The sequence below is a fragment of the Streptomyces sp. NRRL F-5122 genome (assembly GCF_001507435.1).
Classification (GTDB): domain Bacteria; phylum Actinomycetota; class Actinomycetes; order Streptomycetales; family Streptomycetaceae; genus Streptomyces; species Streptomyces lannensis.
In genome coordinates this window covers 19,954-35,005 of sequence record NZ_LMWH01000243.1, presented here as the reverse complement: position 1 = coordinate 35,005, position 15,052 = coordinate 19,954, and the positions used below count along the sequence as shown (strand labels likewise).

Sequence of the window (15,052 nt, the reverse complement as noted above, 5' to 3'; positions counted from 1 at the left end):
AATCGTTCTGCTTTCTGATCTGAGTTCATATCCGTGACCGAGAAAGGTCTTGACCGACCACCTGACCAGCGGTTCAATCCCCGAAGTCCCCCGCTCCCGCACGGGGGCGCCGCCCGTGTGTACCTACTGGCGAAGTGCCGTCCGGTATCTGCAGGTTCACAAGGCGGACCCCTGGAGGGGGCACATGAACGGTCTCGACTGGGCCGTCCTGATCGCGTACTTCGGTGTGATGACCGCGATCGGCTTCTGGTCCCACAAGCGCGTCGACAACGTCAGCGACTTCTTCACCGCGGGCGGCAAGATGCCGTGGTGGCTGTCCGGCATCTCCCACCACATGTCGGGCTACAGCGCCGTGATGTTCACGGGGTACGCCGGCATCGCCTACACCTACGGCATCACGTCCTACGTCACCTGGGCGCTTCCCATCGCCATCGGCGTACTGATCGGCGCGAAGCTGTTCGCGCCGCGTCTGAACCGGCTGCGCTCACGGCTGCACGTGGCCTCGCCGCTGGAGTACCTCAAGGACCGCTACAACGTGCCCACCCAGCAGGCACTCGCCTGGTCCGGCATTCTGCTGAAGATCGTGGACGTCGGTGCCAAGTGGGCGGCGATCGCCACCCTGCTCAGCGTCTTCACCGGGGTCACGCTCACCCAGGGCATCATCATCACCGGCGGCATCACCGCGGTGTACTGCACGATCGGCGGCCTGTGGGCGGACGCGCTGACCGAACTGGGGCAGTTCGTCATCCAGCTGCTGGCCGGTCTGGCCATGCTGGTCATCGCGCTGAACAAGATCTCCGACCAGGGCGGTCTGTCCAAGGCCCTGGACTCGCCGAAGCTCCACGGTCACGGGGACGGCTTCGCCGGCCCCTATCTGACGGTCTTCTTCATCTCCTATCTCTTCATCAAGCTCTTCGAGTACAACGGCGGCATGTGGAACCAGGCCCAGCGCTACATGGCGACGGGCAGCGCGAAGGAGGCGACGCGGTCGGCGCTGCTGTCGGCGGGCCTGTGGTTCGTGTGGCCGGTCATCCTCTTCATCCCGATGTGGCTGGCGCCGCTCCTGGTGACGGCGCAGAAGCCGGACGGTTCGGACGCCTACGGTCTGATGAGCGAGCAGTTGCTGCCGCACGGCCTGCTGGGCCTGGTGGTCGTGGGCTTCTTCTCGCACACGATGGCCATGTGCTCCTCCGACGCCAACGCGATCGCCGCCGTGTTCACCCGGGACGTGGTACCGGTGTTCTCCAAGGCGGCGCGGACATGGACCTCCCGGACGGGCCTGATCGCGGGCCGGGTCACGACGGTCGCCTTCCTCGGCCTGTCCATGGCGGTGGCGACCCAGGTCAACTCCCCCACCTTCAAGGACATCATCACGGTGGTCATCAAGTGGGTGGCCGGTCTGATGGGCCCGATCGCGATTCCGTTCATCCTGGGCCTGCTGCGGCCGTTCCGTAAGTCCGGCCCGGCGGCCGCGCTGATCAGCTGGGCGGCCGGCCTGCTGGCGTTCTTCTTCGTCAACTACAACCTGGACTTCTCCCAGCGCACGGACGTGAAGCTGGAGTACCAGGTGTCGCTGCCGATGGTGATCTCGCTGGTGCTGTACATCGTGATCGGTCTGGTGCGTCCGGAGGACACCCCGGAGCGGGACGCGATCATCGAGCAGCTGAACACGGACGACGACGGGGCGACGGCCGCGGTGCCGGCGGCGGACGCCGTGGCGCCCGGCCCGGGCACCACCACGCCGTCCGGCACCTGAGGGACGACGAGGTACGGGACCAGGGTCCGTCGTTCGGATCAGGTCGGCTGGGCGATAACGCGCCTTTCGATCGACGCCGGCATGATCCGAACGACAGGACCTACGCCCGGGGGTAGCGCACGAGCCACCCCTGCGACGACCCGGTGGGGCCGTGCAGGGCGGCCCCCTGTGTCATCTCCATGGCGAAGTCGTCCGCCAGCACCAGCATCGTGGGACGGCCCTCCAGCTCGGCCAGCCAGGCCGGCGGGAGGGCCGTCTCGCCGTACAGTGCCCCGAGCAGTCCGCCGGTCAGGGCGCCCGCGGCCCCCGACGGGCCGCCGTGGTTCACCGCGAGGCACAGCCCGTGCCGCGCGTCCTCCGCCACCAGCGCGCAGTACACGGCGACGGCCAGCGTCCCGTCCGCCCCACCGCCCCCGACGAGTTCCTCGATACGCGCCGGTGTGGGCATGCCCTGCCGCACCGCGCCCAGCGCATGCTGCAACGCGTCGGCGACGGGCTGCTGCCCCGGCCGCGGGGCGAGCAGGGCGAGGGCCCGCTGCACGGCCGCGTCCGGGCTCTCGCCACGGGCCAGGGCGTGCACGATCACGGCGTACGCGCCCGCGGCAAGACAGGCGGTGGGGTGCCCGTGCGTCTGCGCGGCGCACTCGACCGCGAGTTGGAGCACGAGCTGCGGGTCCCAGCCGACGAGCAGTCCGAAGGCCGCCGAACGCGCGGCCGCCTCGGGCCCCTGCTCGCCGGGGTTCTTGGGCGCGTCCAGCGTGCCCATGGTCTCGTCGCCGAAGCCGGTCAGACAGGCCCGGGCCGGGGAACGGCGGTCGTACAGCCACTCCTCGCGGGCCAGCCAGCCGTCGTCCTCGCGGCGCTCGTCGGGGCCCCAGTCCCGCTGGGTGGCCGCCCAGCGCAGATACGCGCGGTGGAGATCGGTCGGCGGATGCCAGGCGCCGGTGTCACGGCGGACCTGGGCGCGGATGAGGCCGTCGACGGTGAACAGGCTGAGCTGGGTGAGATGCGTGATGGCGCCGCGCCGGCCGTGCTCGACGGCGAGGCCGCTCAGCCCCTCGTGGCCGTAGGCCGTGCGGATCTCCTCCAGGGAGAGCCCGTCCAGGGGGGCGCCCAAGGCATCACCCACGGCCACGCCGAGCAGGGTTCCGCGTACGCGGCTGCGGAAGTCCTGCTGCTCGGTCCGGCCCCAGGGGGCACCGGCTGTCGCACCCACCCAGTCCTCCTCGGGGCACCGTCCGCACGTCGACAGTCCAGCACTGTAATAGAACAGGAACGGTCGATTCAGGACACCGAAGAGTCAGGCGCGCCACACCAGTGGACAGCTTTCGCACATTCGGTCGCCCCGGCCGAGGACCGGAGAAGACGGGAGGGACGGCACGGTGTGCCGCTCGTGGCCCGTGGCCACGAGCGGCACACATGGACGTGCGTCAGGCGGCTGCCCTGCGGCGCACCACCAGGACGACTCCCACACCCAGCGCGAGGGCCAGGAGCGCGGCCCCGCCGATGATCAGCGCGCCACCGGCACCGGTGAACGCGAGCCCACCGCCCGAACCCGTCGCCTCGTCGCCCGAGCCACCGTCCGAACCGGCGGAACCGGAGCCGCCGTCGGTGCCGGAGGCACCGGAGGTGTCACCCGCGGAGGCCGTGGGGCCGGGGCTGCCCGACGGCCCGCCGGTGGACGGCCCTCCCGCGCCCTGGCCGTCGTCGGGGCCGTTCAGGACGATCCAGGCGGTGTTGTTGGACCGCTCGGTCTCGAACGGGTTGTCCCAGGACGGCAGCGCCACCTTGCCCCGGGCGTTCTTCACGACCTTGTCGATGCGCAGCTCGAAGGGGAAGGCGACCTTGGTGTTCTCCAGGAGCGGCGTGTCCACCTGGCAGCGGTAGCCCTTCGTGCCCGCCTCGATGGTGGTGAAGGTGCAGCGGTCGGGGCTCTTGGTCACCGTCGCGCCCTCGGGCACGGCGACGGAGAAGGAGATCGGCTCACCGCCCGAGCGCAGCGCGCTGATCCAGGCGGGTCCGTCGTTGCGGAATCCGACGTCCGCCTTCACCGTGTCCCCCGCCTCGCCCCGGAGGGAGGCACCGGTCAGCACCAGGTCATAGGTGTTGTGGCTGGGGAGGTCAAGATCGGTGTAGCGGGTGTAGTCGGACGCGGCGCCCGGCACCTCCTCGAGGGTCAGCGGCGCGCCGGTGCCCGGCGTGTAGCCGTCCCCCGCGAGCAGGGCCTTCGCCTTCCCCGCCTCGACCGCGGAGAAGCCGTAGCTGAACACGTCGTTGAGCGCGAAGCCGGCCGTGCGCACCTTCAGCGGCTCGGCCAGTGCGTAGGCCGTACCCGCCTTGTAGGTGCCGGAGAAGGTGCAGATCGCGTCGATGCCCTGATGCAGCAGCGAACCGGTGGTGGTCGCCTTGTAGGCGCAGTTGCCGTAGCTGTCGGGGAAGCTCAGGCCGCGTGAACCGTAGAAGTGCAGCACGGCCCCTTCGGCCGCCAGGCCGCCGGCGTTGCGGAAGCCTACCGGTGCCCGGTAGATGTCGCCGGCGGCGAGACCAGCCGGTTCGGTGAGCTTGCGGCCGAGCAGTTCGGGGCCGCCGACCAGCACATCGATGGTGAGTGGCGCGAAGTCGACGCCCTCGCCCTCTCCGGTGACCTTGATGGAGCCGAAGTCGCCCGCAGCGCTGTCGTCGTTGATGTCGAGGCGGATGCCGCCGAGCCGGTTGTACTGCTCCCCGGCGTAGATCTCGTTGCCCTCGCAGACGGCGGTGAGACCGCTCGCCTGGCAGGGCAGCTTCACGGCCGCGACACCCTTGAGGCCGCTTGCATCGATCTTGATCTTGTAGTCGCCGTTGTGCGCGACGGGGATGACGCCGCCTTCACCGGGCTCGTCACTGCCGGGGGCGGCCAGCCGCAGGGTGACCTGCGGCACGGACGGGTCGCCGTTGTCCCCGTGGAGCGGGAGGTCCACATGGTTCGTTCCGGTGATGGCGACCGGCAGCGGCGTGCCTCCGTCGGCGAAGGCGGGCACAGTGGCGAAGGACCCGGCGGACAGAGCGGCGACCGCCGTGAATCCGAGCACTGCCCGGGATACGGCTCTGCGGACGGGACGTCTCATCAACGCTTCCTTGTCGGATGTCGGAGTCTGAGGGGTGTTCCGTGCCTGGGCACACCCCTCAGACCACCCGTGCGCCTCGTTCGTTGCCCGGAGCAACATCACAGAAACATCACAGGGTTTCGGCTCCTCCCGCCGCGGGCCGCGGCGGGAGGAGCCGAACGCCGCCGTCCTGTCAGTCCAACACCGGCAGCAGTTCCGGCAGATGCCCGTCCGACGCCTCCGCCGCCCGCTGCCGTTCCTGCGAGACCTCGCCGTACAGCGTCGTGCGCGGTTTCGCCGGGCGGCCCGCCGCCTCCGCCACCGCGACGAGTTCCCTGACGGACTTGTACGACCCGTACGACGAGCCCGCCATCCGCGAGATGGTCTCCTCCATCAGCGTGCCGCCCAGGTCGTTGGCGCCGGAACGGAGCATCTCCGCCGCGCCCTCGGTGCCGAGTTTCACCCAGCTGGTCTGGATGTTGGGGATGTGCGGATGCAGCAGCAGGCGCGCCATGGCGGTGACGGCGCGGTTGTCGCGCATCGTGGGACCGGGGCGGGCGATGCCCGCCAGGTAGACGGGCGCGTTGGTGTGGATGAACGGGAGGGTGACGAACTCCGTGAACCCCCCGGTCCGTTGCTGGATGCCGGCGAGGGTGCGCAGATGCCCCAGCCAGTGGCGGGGCTGGTCCACATGGCCGTACATCATCGTCGACGACGAGCGGATGCCGAGTTCGTGCGCCGTCGTCACGACCTCGATCCACGTGGCCGCCGGCAGCTTGCCCTTGGTCAGGACCCAGCGCACCTCGTCGTCCAGGATCTCGGCCGCGGTGCCGGGGATCGTGTCGAGGCCCGCCTCCTTCGCCGCCGTCAGCCAGTCGCGGATCGACATGCCGGTGCGTGTCGCGCCGTTCACCACCTCCATGGGCGAGAAGGCGTGCACATGCATCCCGGGAACCCGGGACTTCACCGCCTTCGCGATGTCGAAGTAGGCGGTGCCGGGCAGGTCGGGGTGGATGCCGCCCTGCATGCACACCTCGACGGCGCCCACGTCCCAGGCCTGCTGGGCACGGTCGGCGACCTGGGTGAGGGAGAGGGTGTAGGCGTCGGCGTCCGTGCGGCGCTGGGCGAACGCGCAGAAGCGGCAGCCGGTGTAGCAGACATTGGTGAAGTTGATGTTGCGGGTGACGATGTACGTGACGTCGTCGCCGACCACCGACTTGCGGACGTCGTCCGCCACCCGGCAGAGCGCGTCGAGCGCGGGACCGTCCGCGTGCAGCAGGGCCAGCGCCTCCTCGTCGCTGAGCTTCGTCGGATCGTCCGCCGCCCGGCGCAGCGCGGCCCGTACGTCGGTGTCGATGCGCTCGGGCGCCATGCCGGGCACGGCCGCCTCCCTCAGCGCCTCCCAGTCGCCGTACACCTCGTCGAAGTCCGCACGGCGGTCGCCGGTGCGCCCCTGGGTGTCGATGCCGCGGTGCAGGTCCGTGCGCCCCGACGCCCGGAACACCTCCTCCGGCTCCTGCCACGGATGCCCCTCGACGATCGCGTCCGCACGGGCGAGCCCCGACTCCGGGTCCGCCAGCGCCCGGACGTGGGGCAGCAGCCTCGGGTCCAGCCAGGGCTCACCGCGCCGGACGAACTCCGGGTAGACGCAGAGGCGTTCGCGCAGCTCGAAGCCCGCAGCCCGGGAGCGCTCGGCCAGCCGCTCGATCTGCGGCCAGGGCCGCTCCGGGTTCACATGGTCGATGGTCAGCGGCGAGACCCCGCCCCAGTCGTCGATGCCGGCGCCGATGAGCCGCTCGTACTCGCCGTCCACCAAGTTCGGCGGCGCCTGGAGGCAGGCCGCCGGACCCATGATGTGCCGGGCGACGGCCACCGTGGCCACCAGTTCGTCCAGTTCCGCGTCCGGCATGCCCCGCATCGCCGTGTCCGGCTTGGCGCGGAAGTTCTGGATGATCAGTTCCTGGATGCCGTGATGGCTGCGGGCCACCTTCCGCAGCGCGAAAAGCGACTCCGCGCGCTCCTCGTACGTCTCACCGATCCCGATCAGGATTCCCGAGGTGAAGGGCACCGAGGAACGGCCCGCGTCCTCCAGCACCCGCAGCCGCACGGCCGGTTCCTTGTCCGGGGAGCCGTGGTGCGGTCCGCCCGGCTCCGACCACAGCCGGGTCGCCGTGGTCTCCAGCATCATCCCCATCGACGGGGCGACCGGCTTCAGCCGCTGGAAGTCCGTCCACGACATCACCCCGGGGTTGAGATGGGGCAGCAGACCCGTCTCCTCCAGGATCCGGACGGAGACGGCCCGCACATAGGCGATGGTGTCGTCGTAGCCGTGCGCGTCCAGCCACTCGCGCGCTTCGGGCCAGCGGTCCTCGGGCTTGTCCCCGAGGGTGATCAGCGCCTCCTTGCAGCCCAGTGCCGCCCCCTTGCGGGCGATGTCCAGGACCTCGTCCGGGGACATGAACATCCCGTGCCCGTCCCGGCGCAGCTTGCCCGGCACGGTGACGAAGGTGCAGTAGTGGCACTTGTCCCGGCACAGACGGGTCAGCGGGATGAAGACACTTTTGGAGTAGGTGATGACACCCGGTCGGCCCGCGGCCCGCAGGCCGGCGTCCCGCACCCGGGCGGCCGATGCGGCCAGGTCCTCCAGATCGCCGCCACGGGCCTGGAGCAGCACCGTCGCCTCGGCGGCGTCCAGAGCGACTCCGTCACGAGCACGTTTCAGGGCGCGACGCATGGAGTTCTCGGTGGGTCCGGTTCCGGAGGTCGCGGAAGTCGTCATCCTCCGAGCATACGTTTGCGGTGATCAGGTCCTACAGGGCGCTCGCGTCCCGGTGGTACGGCGCGGCAATGCACCGGCAACCCCCTGTTACGCCGACGCGCGGCTGCAGATCGGCTTCCCGTGGAATGGAGTTCACGGGTGAACACCAGAGTGGGAAGCACCCTCTCTGCACCACCCCGTCATCCGACACTCCGGGAGCAGCAGCATGTGCGAGGACGACCACGGCATCGGAAGACGCGCACTGTTCGTGACGGGTGCGGCCGTCGCGCTTACGTTGGGAACCGTGAGCTTCTCCAACGGGCCCGCCGCGGAGGCGGCCGACAACCAGGAGACGAAGACGGTGCGCGGCACGCTGCCCACCGGCTCCCCGGACTTCGTCTACCTCCCGGTCGACGTCCCCGAAGGCGTCCGGGAGATCAAGGCCTCCTACACCTACGACAGGCCGTCCGTCCCGGCCGGCACCCAGGGCAACGCCCTCGACATCGGCGTCTTCGACGAGCGCGGCACGGAACTGGGCGGCAAGGGCTTCCGCGGCTGGTCCGGCGGCGCGCGCACGGAGTTCTTCATCCGCGCGGACGACGCCACCCCGGGGTACATCCCGGGCCCGGTCCGCGCCGGCACCTGGCACATCGCGCTCGGCCCGTACACGGTGGCGCCGCAGGGCCTGACGTACGAGGTGACCATCACGCTCACCTACGGCGCGCAGGGCCGGACCCCGGCGCCCGTGTACCCGCCGAACCGGGCCAAGGGCCGCGGCCGCGCCTGGTACCGGGGCGACTGCCACATGCACTCCTGGTACTCGGACGGCCGCCGCACCCCCGCGGAGATCGCGGCGCTGGCCCGGGCCGCGGGCCTCGACTTCATCAACACCTCGGACCACAACACCCACTCCTCCCATGCTCACTGGGCCGACCAGGCGGGTGACGACCTGCTCATCATGCTCGGGGAGGAGGTCACCACGCGGAACGGCCATGTGCTGGCGCTGGGTACCGACCCGGGCACGTTCGTCGACTGGCGCTACCGGGCGGGCGACAACCGCTGGGCGCGGTTCGCCCGGGACATCCGCCGGGCGGGCGGCCTGGTCGTCCCGGCCCATCCGCACGCCACCTGCATCGGCTGCGGCTGGAAGTTCGGCTTCGGCGAGGCGGACGCGCTGGAGGTGTGGAACGGCCCCTACACGCCGGACGACGAGGTGACGCTGGCGGAGTGGGACAACACCCTGGTGGCGGCCGTCCGGGAGGGGCACGGCAGGTGGCTGCCGGCGATGGGCAACAGCGACGCCCACCGCGACCCCGACGCGATCGGCACCCCACAGACGGTCGTCCTCGCCGACGACCTCACCAGGGAGGCCGTCCAGGAGGGCATCCGCGCGGGCCGCTCCTACGTCGCCGAGTCGAAGAACGTCTCGCTGACGTTCACCGCGGCGGGCGGCCGCGGCGAACACGCGGGCATCGGCGAACGGCTGCGGGTGGACCGCGACACCCCGGTAACGGTCCGCCTGGAGGCGCAGGGTGTGCCCCGCTGCTCGGTCCGTTTCGTCACCGACCAGGGCGTGCTGTTCACCAGCGACCCGCTGCCGGTGACCGGCTCGGGCACCGTCGAGTGGCACACGACGGCGCAGTACGCCGCATACGTGCGCGCGGAGCTGCGGCACGAGGCGGCGGTCGGCCCGTTGCCGGGCGTCCTGGCCGCGTTCACGAACCCGATCTTCCTGGGCCGGGCGTAGGCCCACCGGGGGCGCGTGGCCGGTTACCGCGCGCCCCCGCAAGAGGTCTGCGAGACTGCGTGGAGCGGCTCGCCCTTCACGTCGTCAGGGGGACACGGGACCATGCCGGGCTTCACCGACCTCAAGTACCGCGCGATCACGGCACTCCAGCGGCACGTCGTCAATCCGGTGCAGCGCCGCATGCCGCTGCAGACGCTCCTGGAGACCACGGGACGTGTCTCGGGTCTGCCGCGCCGGACCCCCCTGGGCGGGCGCCGCATCGGCGACTCCTTCTGGCTGGTCTCCGAGCACGGCGAGCGGTCCCAGTACATCCGCAACCTCCGCGCAGATCCCCGGGTGCGTGTCCGCATCGGCGGACGCTGGCACCCGGGCACCGCCCATGTGCTCCCCGACGACGACCCCCTGGTCCGGCTGAAGGCGCTGCCCCCTCTGAACAGCGCGGCGGTGCGGGCGTTCGGGACCGGACTGCTCACCGTGCGGGTGGACCTGGACGACTGAGGGCCGCTCAGCCCGGCCAGACGATCGCCTGCAACTCGCTGTAGGCGTGCAGGGCGTAGGAGCCGACGTCACGGCCGACGCCGCTCCTCTTGAAACCGCCGAACGGCGCCTCCATGTTGCGGCCGACGGTGTTCACGCCGACTCCGCCCGCCCGCAGACGCCGGGCCACGCGGAAGGCACGGGCCACATCCCCGGACCAGACGTAGTCGATCAGGCCGTAGTCGCTGTCGTTGGCCAGTGCCACCCCCTCCTCCTCGTCGTCGAAGGGGACGACCACGACCACGGGTCCGAAGATCTCCTCGCGGACCACCCGCATATCGGGGGTGCAGTCCGCGAGAAGCGTCGGAGCGACGTAGAAGCCGCGCTCGCAGGGCGGCCGTTCGCCCCCCGCGACCAGCCGCGCGCCCTCCTTGCGGCCCAGTTCGACATACGACTCCACCCGGTCCCGGTGCGCCGACGAGATCACCGGACCCACCACCGTGGCCCTCTCGCGCGGATCCCCGACCGTCAGGTGGCGGGCGTACCCGGACAGTCGGGACACCAGGCGGTCGTACACACCCCGCTGTGCGATCACCCGGGTGGGCGCCGTACAGATCTGGCCGCTGTAGAAGGAGAACGTCGTCCCGATCCCCGCCACCGCCGCGTCCAGGTCCGCGTCGTCGAAGACGAGCGCGGCGCCCTTGCCGCCCAGCTCCATCAACTGCCGTTTCATGGAACGGCCGCAGACCTCGGCGATGCGCTGCCCGACGGCCGTGGAACCGGTGAAGCTCACCATGTCGACGTCGGGACAGTCCACGGCCGCCTCGCCGGCCTCCGGGCGCGAGCCGCCGACCACGTTCACCACGCCGGGCGGCGCGCCCGCCTCCTGGAGGGCCTCGGCCATGCGGTACACCGACAGCGGGTCCTGCGACGCCGGCTTCACCACCACCGTGTTGCCCATGGCCAGCGCGGGCGCGATCTTGCCCGCCGGGTTGGCCCAGGGGTTGTTGTACGAGGTGATGCAGGTGACCACACCGACCGGCTGGCGCACCGCGAGCGCGCCGAGGACGGCGGCCCCGCCGAACGGCCCCGCCTCGTTGATCTGCGGAGGCAGCGGCTGCTCCGCCGGTTCCACCCGTGCGTACCGGCGGAACCGGGCCACCGCCACCCCGACCTGCATCCCGCGCGCCGTACCGGTCGTGGCACCGCTCTCCGCCCGCGCCAGGTCGGCGTACGGCACGAGGTTGCGCTGCATCACGTCCGCCGCACGGGCGAGGACGGCCGCCCGCTCCTCCGGGGACTTCCGCGACCACGGCCCAAAGGCCTCACGGGCCGCCGCGGCCGCCGCGTGCACCTGCTTCCGGGAGGCCTCCGGCGCCCATCCGACGGTCCGCTCGGTGGCCGGGTCGACGACCTCGTAGTGGCCGTCGTCGGGCTCCACCCAGGCACCGCCGACGAACAGCCGCTGCCGCCGCGTCACGTCGTGCTCACCGTCCTGGTGTCCCGCCCGGAGCGCAGCACCGTGCCGGGCACGGCCCCGGTCACCTCGTCGTCCCGGATCGCCACCACGCCGTTGACCCAGACCGCCCGTATCCCGATCGCCTTGGAGTCGAGCCGTGGACCGTCTCCCGGCAGGTCGTGCACCAGGGTGGCCTGACCGGCGTCGACGCACTCCGGGTCGAGAAGGACCAGGTCGGCATGGAAGCCCTCCCGCACCCGGCCCCGCTCCCGCAGCCCGAACAGCTGCGCCGGGTCGTCCGTCAGCATCTTCACGGCCTGCTCCAGCGGCACCAGCTTCCGGCCGCGCAGACAGTCCCCGAGGAACCGGGTCGTGTACGGGGCGCCGCACATACGGTCCAGATGGGCGCCCGCGTCCGAGCCCCCGAGCAGGACGTCCTCGTGCCGCCAGGTCTCGGCCCGCAGCGCCCAGGAGTCGGGGTCGTTGTCCGTCGGCATGGGCCACAGAACGGTCCGCAGTCCGTCGCTCGCGCAGATCTCGACGAGGCACTCGAAGGGGTCCTGTCCGCGTTCGGCGGCGACGTCGTTCACGACCCGCCCGGTCAGACCCTCGTTGCCGGGGCTGTAGGTGTCCCCGATCACGTACCGCCCGAAGTTCGCGAGCCGCCGGAAGACGCCCGCCTCCTTGGATCGGGCGCGGCGCAGCATCTCGGCGCGGACGTCCGGGTCGCGCAGCTTCTCGATCCGTTCCGGCACGGGCAGACCGAGGACCGGGCCCCACCCGGGGATCAGGTTGAGCGCGCAGAACGTGCCGAGGGACATGTTCATCGGAGTGAGGATCGGCATGGTGAGGGCCACCACCCGGCCGCCCGCCTTGCGGGCCCGCTCGCTCGCCGTCAGCTGGCGCGGCACGTGCTCCGGGACGGACGCGTCGATCGTGAGGACGTTCCAGTTCAGGGGCCGTCCGGCGGTCGCGCTCATCTCCACGAGCAGGTCGATCTCGGCGTCGCTGAACTGGTCGAGGCAGCCCGCGACGATGGCCTCGATCTGTGTGCCCTCGTGCTCGCCCACCGCCTTGGCGAGGGCCAGCAGCTCCGCCGGCCGGGCGTGCCGGGAGGCGACCGGCCGGCCGTCGCCGTCGGAGTGGGTGGACGACTGCGTGGTGGACAGACCCCCGGGCACCCGCGTCCATGGCCTCGTGGAAGAGCCGGAGCATGGCGGTCAGCTGCTCCCCGGACGGCTGTCCGCCGACCGCGTCCGGTCCCATCACGTACCGCCGCAGCGCGCAGTGCCCCACCATGAAGCCCGCGTTGACGGCGATCCGCCCTGCGAGTGCGTCCAGATACTCCCCGAAGGCGTGCCAGTTCCAGGGTGCCCCGTCCTCCAGGGCGATCAGCGACATGCCCTCCACCTTGGACATCATCCTGCGGGTGTAGTCGGCGTCCCCCGGGCGCGCGGGATTCAGCGGGGCGAGGGTGAAGCCGCAGTTGCCGGCCGCGACGGTGGTCACTCCGTGGTTCAGCGAGGGAGTCGCGTACGGGTCCCAGAACAGCTGGGCGTCGTAGTGGGTGTGCGGGTCGACGAAGCCGGGGGCGAGGACGAGGCCGGTCGCGTCCTCGGACGTGCGCGACTCCCCGGTCACCGTGCCGACGGCGGCGATGCGGCCGTCCCGTATCCCCACGTCCGCGGTGAATCCGGGCGCTCCCGTGCCGTCCACGACGGTAGCGCCCCTGATGACGTGGTCGAGCATGCGGGCACCCCCTCAGGCGGCCTGACGGAACCGGGTCGTGCGATGCACCGGGTCCGTGTCGATCTTCGGAATCACGTGCTCGCCGATCAGCCGGATCGTCTGAAGCGTCTCCTCCTTCGGGACCCCGACGGGCAGTCCGAAGCTGAGCTGGTCGGCGCCCGCCTGCTCCCACCTCTTGCACTGGGTGAGCACCTCGTCGGGATCGCCGCAGACGAGCAGCTCCTCCTCGATGAGGAGTTCGAGGAATTCCTCGGTGTACTGGGGAAGCGTCTCGGGCCAGACGTGGAAGCCCTCGGGGCGCGGGAAGGTGTCGTGGTAGCGGAAGACGAGGGACGGCAGGTAGTGCAGTCCGCCGTTCATCGCGACCCGGATCGCCTCCTCGTGGGTGGGTGCGCAGATGGCGGTGGTCGTCACCATCACGTTGTCGTTGACGAAGTCCCCGACGGGTTCCGCGTCGACGATCGCCGTCTTGTACTGCTCGAGCACCCACTCCATGTCGGAGACCTTCTGAATGCTGAAGCCGAGCACTCCGAGGCCCTTCCTGGCGGCCATGGCGTACGAGGGCGGCGATCCGGCCGCGTACCACATCGCGGGGTGCGACTTCCCGTACGGCTTGGGGAGGACCTTGCGCGGAGGCAGCTGCCAGTGCTTGCCCCGGAAGCCGGGGTACTCGTCCTGGAGCCACATCTTGGGGAACTCGGCGATGGTCTCCTCCCAGATCTCCTTGGTGTGGTTCATGTCGGTGATCCCGGGGAGGAAGCCGAGGATCTCGTGGGAGCCCGCGCCGCGTCCGCTGCCGAACTCGAACCGGTTGCCCGAGAGGTGGTCGAGCATGGCCACCTTCTCGGCGACCTTCACCGGGTGGTTGACCTGGGCCAGCGGATTGAAGATCCCGGAGCCGAGATGGATCCGCTCGGTCGCGTGGGCGAGGTAGCCGAGGAAGACGTCGTTGGCGGAGAGGTGGGAGTACTCCTCCAGGAAGTGGTGTTCCGACGCCCAGGCGTACTTGAAGCCGGACTTGTCCGCCTGGATGACGTACTCGGTCTCCTCCATCAGCGCCTTGTGCTCCGCGAGCGGATCGGTCTCGGCCCGCTTGCCCACGTATCCCTGTACAAAGAGCCCGAATTCCAAGGAGGTTCACCGTCCCCGAGTCATGACCTGACGCATCGTCAGGTTCTTTTCCGTCGCCGACTGTGGCACCGCCGGGATGCACCGTCAATAGCTGACAGGCCGTCAGATAACGGAGACGCCGGCCAACCATCCGCCGTCGATCACGAACGGCTGTCCCGTGATGTAGGAGGAGTCGTCACAGGTCAGAAAGAGGGCGAGCCGCGCGACCTCCTCCGGCCTGCCGATCCGGCCGAGCGGCACGAGCCTGCGGTAGAGCTCGTCGAGCGCCCCGGACATCTCCTTTGCGTCCGCCTCGGGATCGAGCAGGGCGGGATTGGACATCGGGGTGTCGATCGCGCCCGGACACATCGCGTTGACGCGGATCCGCCGTGGCGCCAGCTCGATCGCTGCGACCCGGGTGAGACCGAGGAGGGGCGTGCTTGGTCGCCGCGTAGGTGCCCACGGCCGCCATACCGGTCACCGCCGTGTACGAGGCGGTGTTGACGACGGTGCCGCCTCCGGCGGCCGCGATCTCGGGCGCCACGGCCCGGATGCCGAGGAAACAGCCGACCTGGTTGACCTGGACGACGTTCATGAACTCGTCCAGGGGCGTGTCGACCAGGGCGTTGAAGCGCAGGATCCCGGCGTTGTTGACCAGCCCGTCGATGCGGCCGCGCGCGTCCTTCGCGGCGGCCACGGCGGCGGCCCAGTCCGTCTCGCGCGCCACGTCGAGGTGGACGTACGACTGCCCCAGCTCCTTCGCGAGTTCCTCCCCCCGGTCGTCGAGCACGTCCGCGAGGACGACCCGTGCGCCCTCCTCGGTGAACAGCCGCGCCTCCTGCTCGCCCTGTCCGCGCGCCGCACCGGTGACGATGACGACGCGTCCGTCCAGCTTGCCCATGGGGTCTCC

At 70.8% G+C, this 15,052-nt stretch carries 8 protein-coding genes and 2 pseudogenes; 3 read left to right on the top strand and 7 right to left on the bottom strand.

Going from position 1 to position 15,052, the window contains the following annotated elements:
* Positions 1–184: 184 nt before the first annotated feature.
* Positions 185–1,756 carry a sodium:solute symporter family protein gene (locus ADL25_RS27735; protein ID WP_059130571.1) on the top strand — a complete coding sequence of 524 codons (1,572 nt, stop codon included), beginning with the start codon at positions 185–187 and terminating at the stop codon, positions 1,754–1,756.
* 100 nt (positions 1,757–1,856) lie between these two features.
* Here the strand turns inward: ADL25_RS27735 and ADL25_RS27730 are convergent, their stop codons facing one another.
* From ADL25_RS27730 to ADL25_RS27720, 3 genes are all read right to left on the bottom strand, one after another.
* Positions 1,857–2,972 (bottom strand): ADP-ribosylglycohydrolase family protein, encoded by a 1,116-nt coding sequence (locus ADL25_RS27730; RefSeq protein ID WP_059130570.1) that lies wholly within the window; start codon positions 2,970–2,972, stop codon positions 1,857–1,859.
* Positions 2,973–3,186: 214 nt separating this feature from the next.
* The gene (locus tag ADL25_RS27725; protein ID WP_059130569.1) at positions 3,187–4,863 is read right to left on the bottom strand and encodes a hypothetical protein; all 1,677 of its coding nucleotides are present in this window, start codon (positions 4,861–4,863) and stop codon (positions 3,187–3,189) included.
* A gap of 172 nt (positions 4,864–5,035) precedes the next feature.
* Positions 5,036–7,621, bottom strand: coding sequence for a bifunctional FO biosynthesis protein CofGH (locus ADL25_RS27720; protein WP_059130568.1), 2,586 nt, complete (start codon positions 7,619–7,621; stop codon positions 5,036–5,038).
* A gap of 205 nt (positions 7,622–7,826) precedes the next feature.
* Between ADL25_RS27720 and ADL25_RS27715 the strand changes: the two genes are divergently transcribed.
* Positions 7,827–9,347 (top strand): CehA/McbA family metallohydrolase, encoded by a 1,521-nt coding sequence (locus ADL25_RS27715; protein WP_059130567.1) that lies wholly within the window; start codon positions 7,827–7,829, stop codon positions 9,345–9,347.
* 102 nt (positions 9,348–9,449) lie between these two features.
* Positions 9,450–9,845, top strand: a complete 396-nt coding sequence (locus ADL25_RS27710; protein WP_059130566.1) for a nitroreductase family deazaflavin-dependent oxidoreductase — start codon at positions 9,450–9,452, stop codon at positions 9,843–9,845.
* A 7-nt stretch (positions 9,846–9,852) separates the two neighbouring features.
* On the opposite strand, the gene ADL25_RS27705 is transcribed toward ADL25_RS27710, so the two are convergent.
* The 4 genes and pseudogenes from ADL25_RS27705 to ADL25_RS27690 all read right to left on the bottom strand — a co-directional run bounded on the left by ADL25_RS27705 (position 9,853) and on the right by ADL25_RS27690 (position 15,043).
* On the bottom strand, positions 9,853–11,304 hold the full coding sequence (locus ADL25_RS27705; protein ID WP_059130565.1) for an aldehyde dehydrogenase family protein: 1,452 nt from the start codon (positions 11,302–11,304) through the stop codon (positions 9,853–9,855).
* Positions 11,301–13,032, bottom strand: a pseudogene (locus ADL25_RS27700) (N-acyl-D-amino-acid deacylase family protein). Before ADL25_RS27700 ends, ADL25_RS27705 begins: the two are co-directional and overlap by 4 nt.
* Positions 13,033–13,044: 12 nt before the next feature.
* The gene (locus ADL25_RS27695; RefSeq protein WP_079050610.1) at positions 13,045–14,163 is read right to left on the bottom strand and encodes an LLM class flavin-dependent oxidoreductase; all 1,119 of its coding nucleotides are present in this window, start codon (positions 14,161–14,163) and stop codon (positions 13,045–13,047) included.
* Positions 14,164–14,265: 102 nt separating this feature from the next.
* Positions 14,266–15,043 (bottom strand): annotated as a pseudogene (locus tag ADL25_RS27690) (SDR family NAD(P)-dependent oxidoreductase).
* Positions 15,044–15,052: the final 9 nt, after the last annotated feature.